Annotated in this window: 18 protein-coding genes; 14 read left to right on the top strand and 4 right to left on the bottom strand. The window is 70.7% G+C overall.

Features of this window, described 5'->3' with window-relative positions; all coding sequences use genetic code 11:
• Positions 1–41: 41 nt before the first annotated feature.
• From fae to KAK03_RS09295, 5 genes are all read left to right on the top strand, one after another.
• On the top strand, positions 42–575 hold the full coding sequence (gene fae / locus KAK03_RS09275; protein ID WP_210803350.1) for a formaldehyde-activating enzyme: 534 nt from the start codon (positions 42–44) through the stop codon (positions 573–575).
• Positions 562–2478: an aminodeoxychorismate synthase component I gene (gene pabB / locus KAK03_RS09280; protein WP_210853661.1), complete on the top strand. Its 1917-nt coding sequence runs from the start codon at positions 562–564 to the stop codon at positions 2476–2478. The genes fae and pabB overlap by 14 nt, the downstream gene beginning before the upstream one ends.
• A gap of 318 nt (positions 2479–2796) precedes the next feature.
• The gene (locus tag KAK03_RS09285) at positions 2797–3234 is read left to right on the top strand and encodes a hypothetical protein (RefSeq protein ID WP_210853663.1); all 438 of its coding nucleotides are present in this window, start codon (positions 2797–2799) and stop codon (positions 3232–3234) included.
• A gap of 67 nt (positions 3235–3301) precedes the next feature.
• Positions 3302–3754, top strand: a complete 453-nt coding sequence (locus KAK03_RS09290) for a GFA family protein (RefSeq protein ID WP_210853665.1) — start codon at positions 3302–3304, stop codon at positions 3752–3754.
• A 51-nt stretch (positions 3755–3805) separates the two neighbouring features.
• Positions 3806–4480, top strand: a complete 675-nt coding sequence (locus tag KAK03_RS09295; protein WP_210853667.1) for a hypothetical protein — start codon at positions 3806–3808, stop codon at positions 4478–4480.
• 70 nt (positions 4481–4550) lie between these two features.
• Here the strand turns inward: KAK03_RS09295 and KAK03_RS09300 are convergent, their stop codons facing one another.
• Positions 4551–5159: a response regulator transcription factor gene (locus tag KAK03_RS09300; RefSeq protein ID WP_210853669.1), complete on the bottom strand. Its 609-nt coding sequence runs from the start codon at positions 5157–5159 to the stop codon at positions 4551–4553.
• A gap of 181 nt (positions 5160–5340) precedes the next feature.
• Between KAK03_RS09300 and KAK03_RS09305 the strand changes: the two genes are divergently transcribed.
• From KAK03_RS09305 to KAK03_RS09315, 3 genes are all read left to right on the top strand, one after another.
• Positions 5341–6114, top strand: coding sequence for a hypothetical protein (locus KAK03_RS09305; RefSeq protein WP_210853671.1), 774 nt, complete (start codon positions 5341–5343; stop codon positions 6112–6114).
• A gap of 17 nt (positions 6115–6131) precedes the next feature.
• Entirely contained in the window at positions 6132–8432 is a 2301-nt protein-coding gene (locus KAK03_RS09310; RefSeq protein ID WP_210853672.1) for an ATP-binding response regulator, read from the top strand.
• A gap of 106 nt (positions 8433–8538) precedes the next feature.
• Complete coding sequence (locus KAK03_RS09315; RefSeq protein WP_210853674.1) at positions 8539–12006, top strand: coiled-coil domain-containing protein; 3468 nt, start codon at positions 8539–8541, stop codon at positions 12004–12006.
• 43 nt (positions 12007–12049) lie between these two features.
• Here the strand turns inward: KAK03_RS09315 and KAK03_RS09320 are convergent, their stop codons facing one another.
• Positions 12050–12808 carry an IclR family transcriptional regulator gene (locus tag KAK03_RS09320; protein ID WP_210853676.1) on the bottom strand — a complete coding sequence of 253 codons (759 nt, stop codon included), beginning with the start codon at positions 12806–12808 and terminating at the stop codon, positions 12050–12052.
• Positions 12809–12911: 103 nt separating this feature from the next.
• On the opposite strand from KAK03_RS09320, the gene KAK03_RS09325 reads away from it, so the two are divergent.
• From KAK03_RS09325 to KAK03_RS09340, 4 genes are read left to right on the top strand one after another with little or no spacing between them, the layout of a single operon-like run.
• Positions 12912–13898, top strand: a complete 987-nt coding sequence (locus KAK03_RS09325) for a Bug family tripartite tricarboxylate transporter substrate binding protein (RefSeq protein WP_210853678.1) — start codon at positions 12912–12914, stop codon at positions 13896–13898.
• The gene (locus tag KAK03_RS09330) at positions 13895–14680 is read left to right on the top strand and encodes an enoyl-CoA hydratase/isomerase family protein (RefSeq protein ID WP_210853680.1); all 786 of its coding nucleotides are present in this window, start codon (positions 13895–13897) and stop codon (positions 14678–14680) included. The genes KAK03_RS09325 and KAK03_RS09330 overlap by 4 nt, the downstream gene beginning before the upstream one ends.
• A 5-nt stretch (positions 14681–14685) precedes the next feature.
• A complete protein-coding gene (locus KAK03_RS09335; RefSeq protein ID WP_210853682.1) occupies positions 14686–15909 on the top strand; it encodes a CaiB/BaiF CoA transferase family protein in 1224 nt (407 codons plus the stop codon).
• A gap of 39 nt (positions 15910–15948) precedes the next feature.
• Positions 15949–16917, top strand: coding sequence for a phosphotransferase enzyme family protein (locus KAK03_RS09340; RefSeq protein ID WP_210853684.1), 969 nt, complete (start codon positions 15949–15951; stop codon positions 16915–16917).
• Between the two features lie 23 nt (positions 16918–16940).
• Here KAK03_RS09340 and KAK03_RS09345 read toward each other — a convergent pair whose 3' ends face one another.
• Positions 16941–17198, bottom strand: coding sequence for a MoaD/ThiS family protein (locus tag KAK03_RS09345; protein WP_210853687.1), 258 nt, complete (start codon positions 17196–17198; stop codon positions 16941–16943).
• A complete protein-coding gene (locus tag KAK03_RS09350) occupies positions 17195–18334 on the bottom strand; it encodes a glycosyl hydrolase (RefSeq protein ID WP_210853689.1) in 1140 nt (379 codons plus the stop codon). The genes KAK03_RS09345 and KAK03_RS09350 overlap by 4 nt, the downstream gene beginning before the upstream one ends.
• Positions 18335–18576: 242 nt before the next feature.
• On the opposite strand from KAK03_RS09350, the gene KAK03_RS09355 reads away from it, so the two are divergent.
• Both KAK03_RS09355 and KAK03_RS09360 read left to right on the top strand, forming a co-directional pair.
• Complete coding sequence (locus KAK03_RS09355) at positions 18577–19374, top strand: substrate-binding periplasmic protein (protein WP_210853691.1); 798 nt, start codon at positions 18577–18579, stop codon at positions 19372–19374.
• On the top strand, positions 19371–21494 hold the full coding sequence (locus KAK03_RS09360; protein ID WP_210853698.1) for a diguanylate cyclase domain-containing protein: 2124 nt from the start codon (positions 19371–19373) through the stop codon (positions 21492–21494). Before KAK03_RS09355 ends, KAK03_RS09360 begins: the two co-directional genes overlap by 4 nt.
• Positions 21495–21504 lie beyond the last annotated feature (10 nt).

Below are 21504 nucleotides of genomic sequence, written 5' to 3' on the forward strand. Positions count from 1 at the left end.
CTTCCGCCATTCCTGTTGTTTCACTCTTTCGGAGTTGTCCGATGACCCAGCCCTACACCTTCCATGCGGGCGAAGCCACCGTGCTGGCCGCCGACGGCCAGTTCACCGACGCCATGCCCGAGATCCTGATCGGCCGCGTCGACGGCCCGGTCGGCCAGGCCTTTGCCAACATGATGGCCCAGACCAAGGGCCACACCGCGATGTTCGCGATCCGCGCCTGCAACCAGCTGGTGCGCCCGGCCACGATCACCGTGCCCAAGGTCACGCTCAAGGACATGGCCAACATCGATCTCTTCGGCGGCGTGGTGCAAAGCGCCACCGCCGACGCGGTGATCGACTGCGTGATCGAGGGCATCATCCCCAAGGACGTGGCCAACGACCTGTGCATCATCAGCCTGGTGTGGATCGACCCGCGCTGCGCCACCCACGCCGAGCTGGACAAGAAGGACATGTACCGCACCAACTACGAGGCGACCAAGCTGGCCATCAAGCGTGCGCTGAACAACGAGCCCTCGATCGACGAGTTGATCGCCAACCGCCACACGATCAAGCACGACATGGATGACTGGAGCTGATCCAGACACCTCCGCCGTCGTCGCCCTGCTGGACGACGGCACGCCCGGCGATACCAGCCGCCACGGCAGCCGCCTGTACAGCGGCTTCTCGCACGAGCGCCGCTGCACCGACCCGGCCACGCTGGACGCCTGCTGGGCCGCCGTGGCCGCCGACCAGGCCCGCGGCCTGCACGCCGTGCTGCTGGCCGACTACGAATGGGGCGCCAAGCTCCAGCGCGCGGGCGGCCCGGTGTCCGAGCAGGCCGCGCTGCGCGTGCTGCTGTTCACCCAGCTGACCCCCCTGGACGAGGCCGGCGTGCAGGCCTGGCTGCAGGCCCAGGACGGCGGCGCCCAGCCGCCCACGCCCGCAGGCGCGATGGACCTGCAGCCCAGCGTGGACCAGGCCGCCTTCACCGACGCGATCGACGCCGTGCAGGCCGCGATCCGCGACGGCGAGACCTACCAGGTCAACTACACCTACCGCCTGAGTGGCCGCGCGCACGGCCACCCGGCCGCGCTGTACCGCCGCTTGCGCGCGCGCCAGTCGGTCAGCTTCGGCGCGTACATCGTGCTGCCGCCGGACGACCGCCCGGACGCGCCCACCCACATCCTGTCGCGCTCGCCCGAGCTGTTCCTGCGCCTGGCGCAGGGCCTGGTGACCGCCCGCCCGATGAAGGGCACGGCCAGCCGGCTGCAGGTGCCCGAGAGCGACAGCGAAGCCGCCCGCCTGCTGCAGCAGGACGTGAAGAACCGGGCCGAGAACCTGATGATCGTCGACCTGCTGCGCAATGACCTGGGCCGGATCGCCCAGGTGGGCAGCGTGCAGGTGCCCTCGCTGTTCGCGGTGGAGCCCTACGCCACCGTGTTCCAGATGACCAGCACCGTGCAGGCGCGGCTGCGCCCCGGCATCGACATGCCGGCCCTGCTGCGTGCCACCTTCCCCTGCGGATCCATCACCGGCGCCCCCAAGCTGCACACGATGGACCTGATCCGCCGCTTCGAGAGCACGCCGCGCGGCCTGTACTGCGGTGCCATCGGCTGGGTGGACGCGCCACAGCCCGGCGCCGCCTACTCGTCGATCGGCGACTTCTGCCTGTCAGTCGCCATCCGCACCCTCACATTGCAGGCACCCGACGCGCAGGGCGCCCGCGCGCTGTGCCTGGGCGTGGGCGCCGGCATCGTGCAGGACAGCGTGGCCGCGGACGAGTTCGAGGAATGCCGATTGAAGGCCCGCTTCCTGACCGCGCTGGATCCGGGCTTCGAACTCTTCGAGACCATGCTGGTGCCAGCCGGCGCGCAGCCGCTGGCCATCGCTGAGCGGGCCCGCCATCTGGCCCGCCTGCAGCGCAGCGCGCAGGCGCTGGGCTTTGTCCACGACCCCGTCGCCATGGAGCAGGCGCTGGACGCCGCACTGGCCGAGATCGCTGCCGCGGGGCAAGCCGCCCCCCTGGGCTGGCGCCTGCGCCTGGCATTGCGCTTCGATGGCCATCTGCACACGCGGCACGCACCGCTGACGCCGCTGGCGACGGACGGGCAGGGGCGTGTGGCGATCGGATGGGCCACGCAGCCACTGACGCCCAGCCCGCTGAGTGCCCACAAGACCACCCACCGCGCCCACTACGACGCGGCGGTGACCGAGGCCGAGTCGCGCGGCCTGTTTGACCTGGTCTTCTGCACCCCGGACGGCCGGGTCATCGAAGGTGGCCGGTCCACGGTCTTCGCGTTGATCGATGGCGAATGGGTGACACCGCCGCTGGCGCAGGGCGCCCTGCCTGGCGTGTGGCGCGAGCAGGTGCTGGCTGCGGGCTTGGATGGGCTGCCGGCGCGAGAGGCCCCGATCCTGGCCCACGATCTGACCACCGCCAGGTCGGTCGTCGTCGGGAACGCATTGCGAGGATCGCTCCAGGCGCGTTGGCAGCCCTAGCCTGCGGCGTGGGCTGTCATCGGCCGGGGCCATCGGCGCGCTGGGCGGTCGATCTCGCGCCAGGGCGCACGGCCCAGCTGCCAGCGCTTGTCACTGGAGAGGATCCCAGGCACAGTTGACTGAGGAAGAGGCCTCTGCTGACGGCGAGCCAATGTCGCAGGCGTGCATGGTCAACGGGTGTGACAGCGAACCCTGGTGCGGCCCGCCAGACCATGGATCTGACGACCCGACGGAGGCAGTCCGCATGGCGTCGCAGCAAAGCGGTCGCTCCTGTCCAAGTTGGCCACCAGATTCCTTCTCTTGACCTCAACCTCCACCATGTCCACGGCTCCGTTCCTCCTTTTCAGCGCTGCGCTCCTCTGCCCCAGCTTTTCAACGGCGCAGCCTGCAGCGGGCTTTGCCCAAGCGCAGTTGTCGGGGTGGTGGGCAGAGAGCTACAACACAGATCAAACCTGTGACCCGCAGAACCTGAGGGTACGCCACACGATCTCGCCCGAGGGCCGCCGACTGGTCATTCAGTTCGACCGGAAGTGGAAAACTGACCTTGGCGAGATGGATCGGATCGAAGCAACGATCATGTCCTCCACAGAGCGATCCCTCACGATTCGCTATGACGGCGAAAGTCGAACGAAGCGCAACGGTCAACCTGTCGAGTGGGAGTTGTCCATGGTTGCCCCGGGCGTCTATCGCTGGCGCGAAACGGAATGGCCGGCGGGTACGGTGAACACGGTCGTGGGAATCCGGTGCGCCAACTGAGGCCTATGGCCGCGCTCGACCTGATCCACGCCAGCCGGTAGCAATTTCCTTGTCTCTCGACACACCCATGCAGATCACAGGTCGATGCCATTGCGGCGCCATTTCATTCACTGCCCACGTTGACCCGGCCAAGGTGATGGTCTGCCACTGCACCGATTGCCAGCAGTTGTCAGGGGCACCCTTCCGGGCGGTGCTTCCCACGCGCGCCGAGGACGTCGTGATGTCGGGCCAGGCGAAGCACTATGTCAAGGTCGCAGACAGCGGCAATCGCCGAGTTCAGGCGTTCTGTCCCGAATGTGGCACCCAGTTGTATGCCACCGAGGCGGATGGACCTCCCAGGATGCTGAACCTGCGGCTGGGCTGCGTCAATGAGCGGGCTCAGCTGGTGCCCGTCACCCAGATCTGGGCGGCGTCGTCGATGCCGTGGCTCCAGCAACTGCAGAGCATCCCGGCACACAGCGAGGGCTTGTCGAGCGCGGCATGGCCTCCCGCAGCGGCGGACGGCACCTGTGCTGCGTGACGCGTCTGCGCCACCGGTTCGCTTCAGTGGTCAGCCTTCCTGGGAGCCTTGGTGACCATTCCTGATCGGCAAGAATCGGTCGACGAGCAACTCATTGCGGGTTCAGACAAGCTGGTCCTGTTGTTCGGCGGAATCTCAGGTGGACTCGGGGTTCCGCCCTTTGAGTTCTACAAGGCCGCGAACCTCCTGGATTGCAGCAAGATCTTCCTGCGAGACCTTCGTCAGGCCTGGTACCAGCGTGGTCTGCCAGGGGTGGGTGACGATGCACGCTCGATCGCGACGTACCTGGCGCAGAAGATCGATCAATCGGGCTGCTCCGACATCACCTTCATTGGAAACTCCATGGGTGGCTTTGCCGCCCTGTTGTTCTGCTCCATGATCGGACGGGGCCGGGTGATTGCGTTTTCTCCGCAATCCTTCATCAGCCCATCGAAGAGGCGCCTGCATGGGGATCGCCGCTGGGGCGAGGTGATAGGAGCCATCCATGCCCATCCAGCGGCTTCGGACGTTTACGATCTGAAGGACTGGATGCTTCAGGCCTGCCCGGACATTCAAGCAAGAGTGTTCTACTCCGACTCGGACCGGCTTGACGTGGTGCATGCGCAGGAACTGTCCGGCTTTCGGAACATCGCCCTCCATGGTTTCAGGGATGGCGGACATACGCTGGTCAAGAAGCTGAGGGACGAAGGCACTTTGGGCAGGATTCTGGCGGGGGGGGACGACTGATCTTCGCCAGCAGCGGTCGCCCTGATCACAACGGGCTTCCGCTCAGCCCCACAGGTGCCGCACCAGCCTCTCACTCCGCACTGTCAAACACCAACCACCCCGCCACGCTGGCCTGCGCCACCGCCTCGGCCCGGTTGCGCACGCCCAGGCGGATGAAGATCAGGCTCAGGTGGTCCTTCACGGTCCGCTCGGTCACGCCCAGGCGCTGGGCGATTTCGCGGCTGGGCAGGCCGCGCCCGACCAAGCGCAGCACTTCCAGTTGGCGGGCGGTCAGAGGCGCGTCGTCACCGCCGCTGGCGCTGGGAAAGCAGCGCTGGCCCTGCAGCACGCGGTGCAGGGCGTCGCTGATCTGTGGCGGGGTCCAGCGCTTGGGCAGGTAGGCGTCCAGGCCGCATTGCCGGGCGTGCAGGATCAGGCGCGGCTCGTCGGCCCCTGAGAGCAGCAGCCGCAGCGGCACCTGGCCGGCCAGCGTGACCAGCCAGGCCAGGCCTTCGCCATCGGGCAGGCGCTGGTCGGCCAGCACCAGGCGCGGCGACTGGGCCAGCGCCAGGCGCGCTTCGGCCAGGGTGCTGGCGGCCAGACAGTGCCAGCCGGGCAGGGTGGCCTGCAGCGTGTCCAGCAGCGCCTGGCGGTAGAGCGGGTGGTCTTCAACGACCAGGGCCACGTCGGCGGCGTTCATCGCGCGGGATCGTAGCAGCGCGCCCGAGCGGCGCCACCGGACGAAGGTACGGTGCGGACCCCCTGGCTGCTAGGGGTGGGGTGGACCGTCCCTTCGTCCGGTGGCCGGTGGGTGGGTGAACCGAAAAATCGGACCCAGTCCCCTGCGGGACCCGATCGTCAACCCACGCTGGAGAACCTCGATGAACCACCGCCTGCTCGCACCGATGCTGGCCTCCCTTGTTGCTGTCAGCGGCGCCGCACAGGCCGGCACCGTGCTGCTGCCCACGCTGACCGCGCCCACCGAACTGCAGCTGGGCCAGCACGACGAGTACACGCTGTCGGTCACCAACACCGGCAACGTGATCGGCAGCAATGTGGTGCTGCGCATGCCTTTCCCGAGCGGCCTGGTGCTGGCGCAGGCGCCCACGGGCTGCAGCGTCATCAGCAACGAGCCGCTCGGCGGCTCGGGCCCGAACACGCGCCAGGTCAAATGCCTGGTCGGCGGCCTGGGCATTGGCGTGACCAAGAGCTACTGGATGGTGGTGCGCGCGCCCACGCAGCCGCGCCTCGTGCAGCACCGCAACTGGGCGAGTGCCAGCAATGCGGCCTCGGCGCAGTCGGTCATCACCACCACCGACTACCGCCACTACGACGTCACCGTGCCGCCCGGCAGCACCTGGCAGCGCACGCTGTGCAGCGGTTACGCGCCGATCGATTTCGACATCTGCCCGCCCGGCAGCATCCAGGGCCCGGTCACGCTGGACCTGCTGGCCGGCGGCCAGGTGGCCCGCGGCGGACAGGTCAGCTCGATCATGGCCTGGTCGCAGGCCACGGCGCATGACCTGCGGGTGGACTGGTACCGGCCGGTGGCGCCGTTCGCTGATGTGATGCAGGCGCTGAACTCGCGCTGCTTCCGCGGCACGATCGAGCAGACCTCGACCATCTACACCGTGGTGCGCTACTGCCGCACCTGAAGGTGCCGCCACATGCCATGATCGCTGCGACCATGGCCGCCGCCACCGAGCCCCTGCCGCCGCTGGACGCCTTGCTGCGCGAGGCCTGGCAACGCATTGCCGAGCGCGCCGATGCGGCGCTGCCCTGGCTGCAGACCCAGGCCGACGCCTGGCGGGCTGACGCTCGTGCCCAGGGCTGGCTGGCGATGTTCGAGGCCCGCTCGCGCTGGACGCGGGGCGAGCGCGCGCTGGCCAAGACCACGCTGGCGCGGGCCCAGGCGCTGCTGGCCGACGACCGCGACGGCCAACTGGCCTGCCTGGACGCGCGCTGCTGGATGGCCTTCAGCGAGTCCAGCGACGACGAGCAACTGCTGGCCTGGCTGGCACCGGTGATGCCCACGCTCGGCGCCGACACGCCCGCCGTGCTGCGCCGCCTGTTGTGGGTGCGCCAGGGCGGTGTGCTGATGCGCCTGCAGCGCGAGGACGAGGGCCTGCGCGCCTTTCACCTGGGCCTGGCCGCGGCGCGTGAGGCGGGCATCCCGTCGCTGCTGGCCACCGCGCTGGCGTCGCTGGGCGGCGCGCACTGCAGCCTGGGCAACCCCGAGGAGGGGCTGCCGCTGTGCGAGGAGGCCTGGGCGCTGTGCCCGCAGCCGGGTGCCAAGGGGGCGGTGCGGCCCAACCTGATGTCGACCCTCAGCGCCGTGGGGCGCCATGACGAGGCGATCACGCATGCCCAGGCGCTGTTGGACTGCGCGCCCGGCGCCAAGGTGTTGGCGCTGTGTGCGCTGGTCTTTGATCGCGCCGGCCAGCCACAGCGTGCGGCGGCATTGCTGGAACAGGCCCAGGCCTCGGCTGAGGTGCCCAGCGAAACGCAGCACGAACTGGTCTGGCTGCAGGCCCGGCAGTGGCGTCAGCAGGGGAGGCCCGCCGACGCACTGGCCTGCGTCGAGCAGCACCTGGCGCACGGCGGCCGCGACAGCCTGTTTCCGGTGGACCGGCTGGAACTGCACCGCGAGGCTGCGTTGGCCGCCGAGGCCCTGGGCGACCTGCACCGCGCGCTGCACCACCAGCGCCAGTCCCACGAGGCGCAGGTGCAGTCGCTGCGCCAGGCGGCCATGGCGCGCCGCGTCAGTCTGCAGGTGCGGCTGGAGCTGGACATGGCCCATGCGCAGCGCGACGCCGCGCTGCAACGCGAGCAGGCGCTGGCCGTGCTGAACCGCGCGCTGCGTGAAGCCGGCGAGGCCAAGACTCGTTTCCTCGCCGCCGCCAGCCACGACCTGCGCCAGCCGGTGCATGCGCTGATCCTGCAGGCGGCGGCGCTGCGCCCGCAGCTGGATACGCCGCGCCAGCGCGAGATGCTGGCCGGCATCGAGCGCTGCGCCGCGTCGCTGGGCGGCCTGTTCGATGCGCTGCTGGACCTGGCGCGCCTGGACGCCGGCGCGCTGCAGCCGCGTCGCGAGGCGGTCAACCTGGGCCCGCTGCTGGCCGGCCTGGTCGAGGAGCTGCTGCCCCAGGCCGAGGCCAAGGGTCTGCGCCTGGCCCTGCGGCTGAGCAGCCGCGCCCCCGCCTGGGTCGACAGCGACCCGCACCTGCTGGCCACGGTGCTGCGCAACCTGTTGGGCAATGCGCTGCGCTACACCGCGCGCGGCGGTGTGCTGGTGGGCGTACGCGCGCGCCGAGGACCCGGCGGCGCGGCAGGCTGGTGCGTGCAGGTCTGGGACACCGGCGTGGGCATCGCGCCCGAGCACCAGGCCCAGGTCTTCGAGGAGTTCTTCCAGGTCGACAACCCGGCGCGCCAGCGCGAGCGCGGCATCGGCCTGGGCCTGTCCATCGTGCGGCGCCTGGGTACGCTGCTGGACATGCCGCTGCGCCTGCGATCGCGGCCCGGGCAGGGCACCTGCGTCGAGCTGCAGCTGGGCGCCTGGCTTGCGCCGCTGCCTGATGCCGCGGGCGGCAGCGGCCTTCCGGTGCTGCCGCCTGGCCTGAAGGTGGCGCTGCTGGAGGACGACCCCGAGGTGCGCGCCGCCACCGAGTCGCTGCTGACCGCCTGGGGCTGCCAGGTCCGCAGCGCCGACGGCGTGCGTGCGCTGCAGGCCGCGTGCACGGGCTGGCCGCCGGACCGGCTGCTGTCAGACCTCCGCCTGCCCGGGGTGCAGGACGGCGTGGCCGCGGTGGCCGCGCTGCGCCAGGCCTGGCAGTTGCCCGCCCTGCCGGCGCTGATCCTGACCGGTGACCTGGGTGCACCGACGATGCAGCGCCTGGCGGCCACCGACCTGGCCTGGCTGCCCAAGCCGGTGCCGCTGGCGCGGCTGGCGGCGTGGCTGCTGCGCGCGGCCTGAGCCCCGGCGCCGGGTGGGCGGTCGGTCCAAGGGATGTTGGTCTTGTTGCTGGCCTCTGCGCACGCTACGCTGCCAGCCCGGCCTCAACGCAAGGAGCGATCCCAGCATGACACTCGCCAACTACCCCGACGATCTCAAGCTTGGCACCTGGGAGAAGAAGAAGGGAAGCCTGCCCACCGACGGTGACCTGGCGGATCGGCTCAAGGCGCTACTCAAGATGCACACCGCCATCAAGTGGGGCCTGTTCGACAGCGGCTGGGTTGCCGAGGCCACCACGCGGGAGCAACTGGAGCAGGCTTTTGCGGAGCGCGATCGCCAGTTCCGCGGCACCGTCTTTCCGTTGAAGAAGGCGGCCCTGGAGACCGCTACCCTGGCACAGCGCCAGTCCAAGGAGAAGGGCGCCACCGAACTGGTGGTCAAGTCCTGCAAGGCCGTGGCCGCGGTGGCCAACACCCTGGCGGATGAGGTCGACCATGGCGTCGACGAGCTCAAGAGCGTGTTCGAGATGGCGCTGCGCAAGCTGCCCGAGGCCGAGCCTGGCGCTGACGAGCCGCCGGCGCTGCTGCTGGATCCCCGCAAGCTGGCCGCGCAACTGCTGCTGTGCCGCAAGGACCCTGCCCGGCGCGTCGCCTTTGCCTACGTGGACGGCAAGGAGAAGCAGGCCGCCGTTCTGGCCATGCATCCCAAACAGTCTAGCCGCAGCCTGTTCGGCAAGCTTTCCGAGACCACCGGCGTAAAGGCCGGCGCCCATGGGACGGCCTGGGTCGACGAAGGCACGCTGTTCCTGCAGATGGACAAACCGCTGGGTGGCCTGGCCAAGAAGGTGCGATCGCCACTGAAGGCCTGCGGCTTCCGTGTGCGCAGCGTCGTCATCTGGGACGAGAGCGGCCAACCCACGGAGTCCGACGAGGACCACGACGAGTCGGCGCAGGACGAAGTCGGCCTGAGGCCGCCCACGGGCGAGGACGGGCCCCAGGACAGCCCGGAACCGAGTGAGCCCGAGCCGACGCCCGACCAGCGGGCCGAGGGCGCCTTCCGCCTGCTGCTGCAGACACTGGAGCAGCGCTACGAGAAAGCGCTGCGCAGCGCGCCGGAGGCGGTGGGCAAGCTGGGCGCCCTGCTCGAGTTCGGTCGCAAGCAGGGGGCGGCAGGCGAGTACCTGAAAGGCATCGCCGGCTTGAAGAAGCTCGACGAGATGCTGCTGGCCGCGATGGGCAAGGAAGAGGCCGAGTGGGAGCGGCGGCACGAGGATGCCGAGCGCCAGCTGCAGCGGGCACTGCGCCAGATGCCCACCGTGGCCGGCCGTTTGCGGGCGGTGCTGGACCTGGCCGAGAAGCGGGCTGGTGAGCGCCAGTTCGTCCAGGCGTTGCAAGCGCTGCAACAGCTGGATCGGCTGGTGGACGAAGTCGGCGAGCAGCGCGAGCAGGAGTCGGCCCGGTTGCGGAAGGACTTCGAGCGTTGGCTGCCGGACCCTGCTGATGTGGATGACCTGGCCCACTTGAACCTGGAGGCCTTGCGCCAAGAGGCCCGCCAGGCGCTGGATGGCGACGTCGAGCTGGCGCGCGTGTTGATCGAGGTGCTGGCGCAGGAGTGGGGCAGGACCGAGAAGGCCGCTGCCGCGCTGAAGAAGGAACGCCTGCTGGCCCTGCAGCTGGCGCTGCAGGAGCTGCCGGACCCGCCCGGCCTGGCGCTGCTGAACAACGACCCGGTGGCCGAGGCGCGACGGGCCCTGCAGTCGGCGATCGACCGTGGCGCGGTGGAAGAGGCCGAAACGGCCCTGGAACGCCTGAAACAGGTCATCGAGCAGGCCATTGACGCGATCGCCGAGGAGACCTCCCGGCGCATCAACGCCTTCCTCGACCGGGTCGAGAAGCTCACCGATCCGGCCGACCTGGAGGAGGACGAGCGCCAGCGGCTGGCCGGCTTGCGCAGCGAGGCCTTGCGGCTGATCGCCGAGGGGATCCTGGCCGGACTGTCCGATGCGGTCGATGCGCTTGAGGGCGCCGTCAAGGAGGTGGAGAAGGCGGTCGCGGAGCGGCGGCGCCTGGCCGAGATCGCCCTGCGCGAGGCCTTCGAGCGCGTGGTGGTACCGGCAGGGGCCAGCACCGACGAGCTGGCGCCGGCCGAGGCGCCGCGTCTGCGGGTCGAGCAGGCTCTGCGCGAGCACCAGCCGGTGCCGGGCCAGCAGGCGCTGCGTGAATACGTGCTGGCGCTGCGAAAGGTGGCGCGCGAGGTGGCTCGGCGGCTCAAGGCCGAACGCCCGCCCGAGACCCTCGAGGAAACGCCGGCCATCGAGCAGGACCGGCAGCGCTCACGGGAGCTGCGCGCCTGGATCGAGACCCACATCTACATCCCCAACGCCAGCATCAAGGACAGCATTGGCCGGCTGGTCTCTGTGGACGACGCGGACGACGCCTTCGATCAGGACGCGCTGTCGCAGGAGCAGTACGACGATCTGATGCGGCGATTGGTCGATGGCGACCAGACGCGCATTGAGGACACGCAGCGGCGCATCGAGACCCTGCGCGATCCGACCAGTCAGCTCACCACCTTGAAGGAGAACCTCGCGAAGTCGATCAGGCTGTGCGAGCCCCTGAAGACCATGGCCGCGCCAAAGACCCCGCCGGGCTGGTCCGATCCGGACATGGCCAAGCTGGTGCATCAACCGGCGGACCGTCATCTGCAGGCGCTGCGCGCGGCGGCGCTGGCGGTGGACAATGCCTTGGCGGGCCTGTCGGATGACATCGACAAGCCCGATGGCGTATCGGCGGCGCAGGCGGTGCTGCTGACCCACACCGCCACGCGTCGTGCCTACCTTGACTGGCGCAAGACCCTCAGCCGGGATGACTCTGACGGTGGCCCGGCTGCGCTGCTGGAGTGCGCCCGGGTGGCGGTGGACAACGGTCTGCGCGTCAAGGTGGCCCAGAGCCGCCTGAACGTGGCGAAGCAGAACAAGCAGGTCGGCCTGGCGATGCTCAAGGCGCAGCTGGACGCGGACTACGAGGCACAGGCGGTGATCAAGGTCGAGGACCAGTTGAAGGTGCTGGGCCGATCGGGACGCTTCAGCGCACTGCCGCAGTTCCAGGGCCTGAACCTGCACCTGTCCCTTTTTGAGGGGGTGTACAAGGGTGGGCAACGCTGGCCGGCGGGTACCCCGAAGGACCTGAACAACGCTGCGCGGCAGAACAAGATCCTGGATGCCCTGATCGGCAGCGAGCGCGGCGGGATCCATGTCACGCTCGAATGGACCGGTGAGCAGGACAACGAGTGCAACCTGAAGTGCTACCGGGCGGGCACTGGTGCTGGCACCGACGTGATGTGGAACGCCGCCAAGGACGCCTACGGCAACTACGCGGCCGGCAAGACGGCCAAGAACGGCGCCCTGCGCAACGGCTTCCGCTCGGCCCCGGACACCGGCGCCAACTACCCGACCGAGACCACCGTGAAGACCCACTTGGCGCTGACCCTCAACAACATCATCGCAACGATGCGCACGCGCATTGTCGAAATGTGCGCCAACCGGGGTCTGACCAACGCGGAACGGACGTCCAACACCCGCGATCTGATCGAGTGACGGTGGCCGCCAGGCCATGGGGAGGCCGATGCCGCGCTGACGCTCAGAGGGTTGCCAGCACCGTGCGCCCCAAGGGCTCTACGGCGGCGCGCAGCGTCTGCAGCAGCAGCGTGCGTTCGCGCGCGACCTCCCGTTGCGGTCCGCCGACACTGAGGGTCAGCGGCGGGCGCTGGCGGCCTACCGGAATCAGCACCGCCAGCGCGGCGGCGCCGGGGACCGAGGTGCCGGTGGACTCGGCATAGCCCTCACGCCGGGCTTGGGCTACCTCAGCGAGCACGTGGTCGATGTCGGCGTGGCGGGCCGGGTCGGGCTCCAGCGCATTGGCCTTGCGCAGCAGCACGCCGATCTCGCGTGGCGGCAGCGTGGTGAGCAGCATGCGCCCGGCCGCACTGCCGAACAGGGGGCGCAAGGAGCCGGTCTTGGCGGTGAAGCGCCCCTCGTGCGTCGACTGCAGCACGTGCAGGTAGCGCACCTGCACGCCGCGGCGCTCGCCAATCATGACGGTGTGACCGGTGGCCTCACGCACTCCCTCCATCAGGCGCAGCAGGCTGTGCTCGGTGTACAGGTGCTCCTGCATCCAGGCGGTGGCCAATGCCACCCGCACGCCGGGCGCGAACAGGCCGCTGCGGCGGTCGTGGTCGACGTAACCGGCCTCGACGAGGCAGCGCAGCAGCACCGAGGTGCTCGACTGCGGCCAGTGCAGGGCCTGCGCCACCTCGCCCACGCTGGCGGGGCGCCGCTCCTCGGCGAAGAACTCGAGCAGCTCCAGCACCCGCAGCGCCGACTTGACCGGTGGACTCATCGTTCACATCCATGCTGATACATCATGAATGTGATGATAAGCCCGTGCCCCGATGATTGTTGCCACCATCGCTGCACACCTGCATCGAGACGGAGACAGCCCCATGACCCTGCCCCTTCTGCCGCGCCGCGCCTGCCTGCCTGTTCTGGCCGCGCTGGCCGCCCTGGCCCTGCCTGAGGCGGTCCGGGCCCAGGCCTGGCCTGAGCGCCCGCTGCGCCTGGTCGTGCCCTACGCGCCGGGCGCTGCCGCCGATGCGCTGGCCCGCGCCGTGGCCGAGCGCCTGGGGCCGCAACTGGGGCAGACGGTGGTGGTCGACAACCGCGGTGGTGCCGGCGGCACGCTGGGCGCCGACAACGTGGCCAAGTCACCGCCCGACGGCTACAGCCTGGTGCTGGGCACCGATGCCACCCATGCCACCAACCACCTGGTCGCGCGCAAGTTCCCCTACGACCCGGTGAAGAGCTTCACGCCGCTGGTGCCGGCGGCGGTGAACCACATCGTGCTGGTCACCCACCCATCGCAGCCCTTTAACACGCTCAAGGAGTTGATCGCCTATGCCAAGGCCAACCCGAAGAAGCTGAGCTTCGGCAGCTCCGGCCCCGGCTCGGCGCACCACCTGGCGGGTGAACTGCTGACCGAGCTGGCCGGCATCGAGATGACCCATGTGCCCTACAAGGGCGGCGGCCCAGCGATCACTGACCTGCTGGGTAACAACATCCCGCTGGTCTTTGCCAGTCTGGCCACCGCGCGACCGCACCTCGAGAGCGGCAAGCTCAAGGCGCTGGGCGTGGTCGAGGCGCAGCGCTTCCCGGGCCTGCCGCAGGTGCCCGCGATCGGCGAGACCGTGCCCGGCTATGCCATCCAGTCCTGGTTCGCGTTCTTCGGCCCGGCCGGTCTCCCGCCAGCAGTCACTGCCCGCCTGGTCAGCGAGCTGAACAAGGCGCTGGAGCAGCCGGCCGTGCGCGAGGCCCTGGCCAAGAATGGCATGACGCCCACCGGTGGCCGGCCTGAGGCCCTGGCGGCCTTCCTGCAGACCGAGATCAGCCAGCGCGCCCGCCTGGTCAAGGCCGCAGGGATCGAGTCCGAATGAGCACCGACACCACCGACGGCCTGCCGCTGCTGTCGATCCAGGGTCCGCTGGCGACGGTGCGCCTGAACCGGCCCCAGCGCCGCCATGCGCTGCGCCCGGTCGACCTGCAGCGGCTGCTGGCGATCTGTGATGCACTGAATGCCGACACCGCGGTGCGCGCCGTGGTGCTGGCGGCCGAGCCCGGCGATAGCGAGCGACCGGTGTTCTGCGCCGGCTACGACGTGGCCGGCTTTAGCGACCCGCAGCACGACCCGCGCCTGTTCGAGCGCGTCATCGACACGGTCGAGGCGCTGCGGCCGATCACCCTGTGCGCGCTCTCGGGCAGCGTGCACGGTGGCGCGACCGACCTGGTGCTGGCCTGCGACCTGCGCGTTGCGGTGCCGCAGGCCGCCTTCCACATGCCCGCCACGCAGCTGGGCCTGCACTACTACCCCAGCGGCCTGCGGCGCTATGTGTCGCGGCTGGGCCTGAACCTGGCGCAGCGCGCTTTCCTGAGCGGCCGTGCGCTGGGGGTGGACGAACTGCAATCGGTGGGTCTGTTCGACGCCGTGGTCGAGCCCGCGCAGCTGCCGGCGGCCGTGGCTGCCTTGGCGCAGCGCGTGGTGCAACTGGCGCCCTTGGCGGCACAGGGTACCAAACGCTCGCTGCACGAGATCGACAGCGGCCGTGCCGACGAGGCCCGCCTGCGCGAGCGCGAGGCCCGCGTGCTGGCCACCGCCGACTTTGCCGAAGGCCGCGCCGCCATCGCCGAACGGCGTGCCCCCCGCTTCGAAGGACGCTGAGACCGATGTTGTCCACCCCCGACACCGCCGCCGCCCGGCGGCCCCTGAGCGGCCTGCGCGTCATCGAGATGGCGCAGATCATGGCTGGCCCCACCTGCGGGATGATGCTGTCTGACCTGGGCGCCGACGTCATCAAGATCGAGAAATGGCCCTCGGGCGACGATGCTCGCCAGTACCAGAAGCCCGGCGACAGCGCGATGCCGCCGTCGTTCTGCATGATCAACCGTGGCAAGCGCTCGCTGGCCCTGGATGTGCGCACCGAGGCCGGCAAGGCGGTGCTCAAGCGCCTGGTGGCCCAGGCCGACGTGCTGACCGAGAACTTCCGCGTGGGCGTGATGGAGCGGCTGGGGCTGGCCTATGCCGATCTGCAGCCGATCAACCCGGCGTTGATCTACTGCTCGATCACCGGCTATGGCCGACACGGGCCGATGGCCACCACCGGCGGCTTCGACCTGATCCTGCAGGCCTTCAGCGGTCTGATCGCCGCCACCGGCGAGCCCGACCGCGACCCGGTCAAGCCCGGCGTGTCGATCGCCGACACCAACGCCGGCATCCTGGCGGCGCTGGCGGTGCTCTCGGCCTATGTGCACCGGCTGCGCACCGGCCAGGGCCAGCATGTCGAGACCTCGCTGCTGCAGGCGGCGATGCAGCAGACCTACTGGCTGGCGGCGAACTACTTCTCCACCGGGCTGGACACGCCGCGCCTGGGCACGGCGCATTCGCTGATCGCGCCCTACCAGGTGTTTCGCGCGCGCGATGGGCAGCTGGTGATCGGCGCCGGCAACCCCAAGGCCTGGCTGGGGGTGTGCCAGGTGCTGGGCCACCCGGAATGGGCCGCCGATCCGCGCTTCGATCACCCGCAGTGCCGGGTACAGCACCGCGAGGCGCTGGTGGCGCTGATCGAGGCCGAGCTGGCCAATGACGGCGTGGCCGCCTGGTGCGCCCGCTTCGAGTCCGCCGGCGTGCCGGCCGGCCCGGTGCAGCACGCTGGCCAGGCGCTGGAGCATCCGCAGACCCAGGCCGTGGGCATGGTGGTGGACGTGGACGACGGACAGGGCGGTCTGCAGCGAGGCCTGGGCTCTCCCATCACGCTCAGCGGTGGCTCATCGCCCAAGCTGAGTATGGCGCCTCGCGTGGGACAGCACAGCACGGAGGTGCTGCGGGAGTTCGGCTGGACCGAGCCCGAAATCGATGCGCTGTTGCAGCAGCAGGTGGTCTGGCAGGGCTGAGGCCCCGTCACCCTGGGGCGGCCGCGCACAATCGGGTCGGTGCACCCGCCCTTCATCGACACCGTGTTGCAGCGCCATGGCCTGCGTGCCCAGGCGCTGCGCTGCGTGGCCCGACTGGACTGCGAGGTCTGGCGCATACGGCCCAGCACTGGGCCGGAGCTGGCGCTGCGCCTGTACGCCGCCAGCCACCGGGACACCGCCGCGATCGAGACCGAGCTGGACTTTCTGGAGGCATCGGCCGCCGCCGGCCTGCATGTGCCAGTGCCGCTGCGCAGCCAGGATGGCGCGCGCTGGCACCGCCACCCGGATGGCCGTTTGGCGGTGCTGCTGACCTGGCTGGGTGGTCGCCAGCATGACCGGGGACTGAGCCCGGCGCGGCTGGCGGCGGTGGGCCGATTCACCGGCACGCTGCACCGGGTGGCCGACGAACTGCAGCATGCCGGCCGCGTGCGCCTGACGCGTCCGGCGGTGTCGCTGGACCTGCCGGCCTGGGCCGATGGCACGCGGGCCGGCCTGGCCCGCCTGACGCCTGAGCACCGCGCGCTGCTGGCCCGGGCGGCGGCCCGCTTGCACCCGATGATCGAGGGCTTCGGCCGGGCGCCCGGCACCTGGGGCCTGGTGCACGGGGACCTGCACCCGTGGAACCTGCTGTTCGTGCGCGGCGCGGCCGGCGCGATCGACTTCACCGACTGTGGCCTGGGCCACCGCGCCATGGACCTGGCCGCCACCTTGCAGTACTTGTGCCATCCACTGGCCGGCAACCACGACCACCGGCCGCAGTACGCGGCCTTGCACGATGCGCTGCTCGACGGCTACGCCGCCGCCACCACGCCGCCGCCCGACCTGCCACGGCAGGTGTCGCTGCTGATCACGGCGCGGCTGATCATGACGCAGGGCTGGATGCTGGACGACTGGCCCACGCTGGACCACCTGTCCTGGGGGCCCGGCTTTGTGCGCGGCTCGCAGCGCGCGCTGCGCGACTGGCTGGCCCAGCCCGAGGGGTGCTGAGGCGCGGCGGCGGCGCCCGTTCCTCAGCCGCCACTCAGCGCCAGCACCACCGCCACGTCATCGCCGGGCTGCAGCGCCTGGCCCAGGTCGCGCACGCAGCGGCCATTGACGAAGACCCGCATGTGCGGTCGCAGCTGGCGCTGCTCGTCCACCACCCGAAAGCGCAGGCCGGGGTAGCGCTGGTCCAGGTCGGCGAACAGCGCGTGCAGCGTGTCGCCCTGGGCCTCCACGGTGTTGGCGCCGGTGTAGCTGTACAGGGCGCCGGGCAGCAGGACCTTCATGCCAGCACCGCCGCCTCCACGGCGTAGATCTCGGGCAGGTGACGGGCCAGCAGTTCCCACTGCGCGCCGCCATCGCGGCCGATCCACAGCTCCCCGCTGGTGGTGCCCAGGTACAGCGCTGGCTGCGGCAGGGTGTCCACGGTCATGGCCTGGCGTTTGATCGTCCACCAGGCCTGTTCGCTGGGCAGGCCCTGGTCCTGGCGCTGCCAGCTGGCGCCTGCGTCATGGGTGACGTAGGCGGAGGGGCGGCCGGCGGGGGCGGTGCGGGGCCAGACGTCGGTGCCGTCCATCGGGAAGACCCAGGCAGTGTCGGCGTCGTGCGGGTGCACCACCATCGGAAAGCCGATGTCGCCCACTTCGGCGGGCATGGCGCGTCCAATGCGCTGCCAGGTGGAGGCGGGCCGGTCCAGGCGGTAGATGCCGCAGTGGTTCTGCTGGTACAGGCGGTCGGGCTGGGTGGGGCACTGGCGGATGCAGTGCGGGTCGTGGAAGGCCACGTTGCCGGGGTCGAAGCCGCCCACCACCTCCATGCCCTCGATCAGCGTGTGCCAGGTCTCGCCTTCGTCATGGGATTCGTGCACGCCGCCGCCGGACATGCCGAACAGCAGGTGGGTCGGGTCGCGCGGATCGACGATCAGCGAATGCAGCTTGGGGCCGTCGGGCGTGCCGTCCTGCACCGTGCCCATCCAGTCGCGGAACGTGGGGCTGTCGTTGATCGAGGACAGCGGCGTCCAGGTGTCGCCGCCGTCGTCGCTGCGGAACAGGCCCTGCGGCGAGGTGCCGGCGTACCAGCGGCCCGGCTGGCTGGCGTGGCCGGGCGTGAGCCAGAAGGTGTGGTCCACGCTGCGTGCGGGCAGGCCGTTGGTGGGCGCGGCAAAGGCGGGGGGGCGGCTGGCCTCCTGCCAGGTGGCGCCCAGGTCGGCGGAGCGGAAGATGGTGGGCCCCAGGTGGCCGGTGCGGGCGGCCGCCAGCAGGGTGCGGCCGTCGCGCGGGTCCAGCCGCAGGTGGCTGAGCGTGTGGCCCAGGAAGTGGGGGCCGTCGACGCGCCAGGTCTGGCGCTGCGGGTCGCCGTGATACAGCCAGGCGCCCTTGCGGGTGGCCACCATCAGCAGCAGTCGGGTGGGGGATACGGTCATGGGCTCACTCCTGGTCGGCCGCCCCGTGGCGGCTCAGGACAACGACGATCGGGCCGCCGTCGATTCGACACGCCGGCGCGCGACGGCAGTGTGGCATTGGCCGCAGCGGCTCGCCAGTCCGGCGCCCCGGTGGCTGCAAAGTGCCGAACAAGCGGATCGCTCAGGCCCTTCTCCGGGTTCCCCGGTGGGCACCTGGCGGCGCAGAATGGCTGATTCCTGCTGCTTGTTGTCCGGGAGCACCCATGGAGCGATTCGCGCGTTGGGCCGCTGTGCTGTGGCTGGCCCTGGCCGGCGCCGGCAGTGCCATCGGGGCCGAGTGCACCCGGGTGGTGTTGTCGGCCAACCCCGACTACCCGCCCTACCACTGGGCCGACGGCGAGCGCATCGTCGGCGCCAGCGTCGCGTTGACGGGGCGCATCCTGGACGAGCTGGGCGTGCCCTGGGAGGCCCGCCACATGGGGCCCTGGCCGCGGGTGCTGAAGTCGGCCGAGTTCGGCCAGATCGATCTGGTCGTCAGCCTCAAGCCCACGCCGGAGCGCGAGGTCTACCTGCAGTTCACCCGCTCACCGGCGTTCCCGAACCCGATGGCGGTGTTTGTGGCCCAGGCCCGGCCGCTGAAGTTCGACAGCCCCAAGGACCTGGTGGGCAAGCGCGGCGGGCGCACCAGCGGTGACCGTTTCGGCGACGCCTTCGACCGCTTCGCCGAGCAGTCGCTGACGCTGGAAGACGCCGACACCCTGGCGGTGAATTTCCAGAAACTGGCGGCGGGCCGCATCGACTACGTGGTCACCGGTCTGTACACCGGCCGGGCGCAGCTGTCGCAGCTGGGCCTGGCGCAGCGCATCGTGCCGCTGCCCAAGCCGGTGAACGAGGGCACGATCCACCATGGCTTCTCGCGCCGCAGCCCCTGCGTGTCCTTGCTGGACGCCGTGGACGCGAAGCTGGCCGAAGCCAGGCGCAGCGGCCTGGCCCATCGGCTGCTGGAAGAAGCCCTGGTGCAATGGCAGCACAGCGCCAGCGCGGGCGGCACGCGGCCATGAGACGCTGGTCCGGCATCGGACGCCTGGCGCTGCGGCAGACCCTGCTGGCCGCGCTGCTGGGCGTGCTGTTCGGCGCGGGCTTCAGCCTGCTGCAGGTGCAGCACAACTACCAGGTGTCGGTGGAGTCCGAGCGGCGCGAGATGCAGCAGCTGCTGGCGGCGATGCGCGAGCCCGCTGCCCAGGCCGGCTACCACCTGAATGTCCAGGCGGCGCAGGTGGTGGTGAACGGCGCGCTGTCCTATGTGCCGGTGGTGGAGGCCACCTTGCGCAGTGACTTCGGCGAGGTGCTGGCCCAGGGCCGCAGCCAGCGGCCCGAGGCGGCGCCCAGCCAGGCCTGGTGGACGCGCTTCATCGCCCCCACCCAGGCCTACAGCCTGCCGCTGGATTACGGCACGGCACGCCAACGGGTGGGCGAGCTGCATGTGGTGACGGCCCAGGCGCCGCGGGTGCAGCGTTTCCTCGACAGCGCCTGGCGCGACCTGGGCCTGAACGTGCTGCGCAGCCTGACCGTGGCGCTGGCCTTGGGCGCGCTGTCGTTTGTCACGCTGACGCGGCCACTGACCGCGATCGCCCGCCGCATCGGCCACGGCCCGCAGGCCGGGGGACCGACGCCGCTGGCCGAGGCGCATCGGCGCGACGAGATCGGCCAGATCGCCACCGCCTTCGAACGCTTCGAGCGCGAGGCCGATGAGCGCGCCGCCAGCCTGGAAGCCTCGGCCCGCGCGCTGGCGGCCAGCGAGCAGCGCTACCGGCGCATCGTCGAGACCGCGGGCGAGGGCGTGTGGCAGCTCGACGAGCAGGGCCGCACCACGCTGGCCAACGAGGCCATGGCGCGCATGCTGGGCACCCGGGCGGCGCTGCTGACCGGGCGATTGCTGTTCGACTTCGTGGACGACGAGGACCGCCCCGCGGCGCAGGCGCTGCTGCGGCGCCGGCTGGACCAGGACAGCGAGCGCCATGAGATCCGCTTCCGCCGGGCCGACGGGCGCACGCTGTGGGCCGAGGTGTCGACCTGTTCGTTCGCCGAGGCCGACGGCCAGGCCGCCGGCACCCTGGCCATGGTGACCGATGCCACCGATCGGCGCCGGCGCGACGAGGAACTGCGCGCCACCAACACCCGGCTGATCGCCATGGTCAGCGACCTGGAGCGGCACAAGGCCGACATGGCCTTGATCACCGAACTCAACGAGCTGCTGCAGTCGGCCCGCACCGAGGCCGAGGCCTACGAGGTGGTGGGCACCGCCGCCGCGCAGCTGTTTCCCGGCTGCGACGGCGGCTTTGCGGTCGCCCGCGGTGACGAGGACCTTGCCGTCGTCGGCACCTGGGGCGCGACGTCCTGTCTGCCCGAGCGCTACGAGCGCAGCGCCTGCTGGTCGATCCGGCGCGGCGGGCCGCACCTGTTGCTGGGGCATCAGGGCATCCGCTGCGCCCACCAGCCGCCCGGCCTGCAGGGGGTCATGCTCTGCACACCGCTGTACGTGGAAGGCGAGCTGCTGGGCGTGCTGCATGTGCACGCGCGCGAGACCACCGAGGCGGATGCGGTGCGCCAGCGCTCGGAGCTGTTTGGTGAGGTGGTCAAGCTCGGCCTGTCCAACCTGCGGCTGCGCGACTCGCTGCGCGAGCAGGCGCTGCGCGATGCGCTGACCGGCCTGCCCAACCGCCGCCTGTTCGACGAGACCCTGCCGCGCGAGCTGGCGCGTTGCGTGCGAGCGGGCCAGCCGCTGACACTGGCGGTGGTGGATGTGGACCACTTCAAGGGCATCAACGACAGCCACGGCCATGAGGTGGGCGACCGCGTGCTGCAGGCGGTGGCGCAGGCCCTGCAGCAGTGCATCCGCACCAGCGACCTGGCCAGCCGCTACGGCGGCGACGAGTTCATGTGCCTGCTGCCCGGCATGAGCGCCGCCGACGCCCGGTTGCGCTTCGAGCGGGCGCTGGAGCGCCTGTCGGCCGAAGGCGCGGCCGGTCTGCCTGGCGTGTGCGTGGGCTTCACGGTGGGCCTGGCCGCTGCACCGGTCAACGGCGGCGAGCCGCTGGCGCTGATGCGGGCGGCCGACGAGGCGCTCTATGCGGCCAAGCAGGCGGGCCGCCACCGGGTCGAGGTGGCTGCAGCGGCCTGAGCGGTTCGGG

It is taken from the genome of Ideonella alba (assembly GCF_018069845.1).
GTDB classification, from domain to species: domain Bacteria; phylum Pseudomonadota; class Gammaproteobacteria; order Burkholderiales; family Burkholderiaceae_C; genus Ideonella; species Ideonella alba.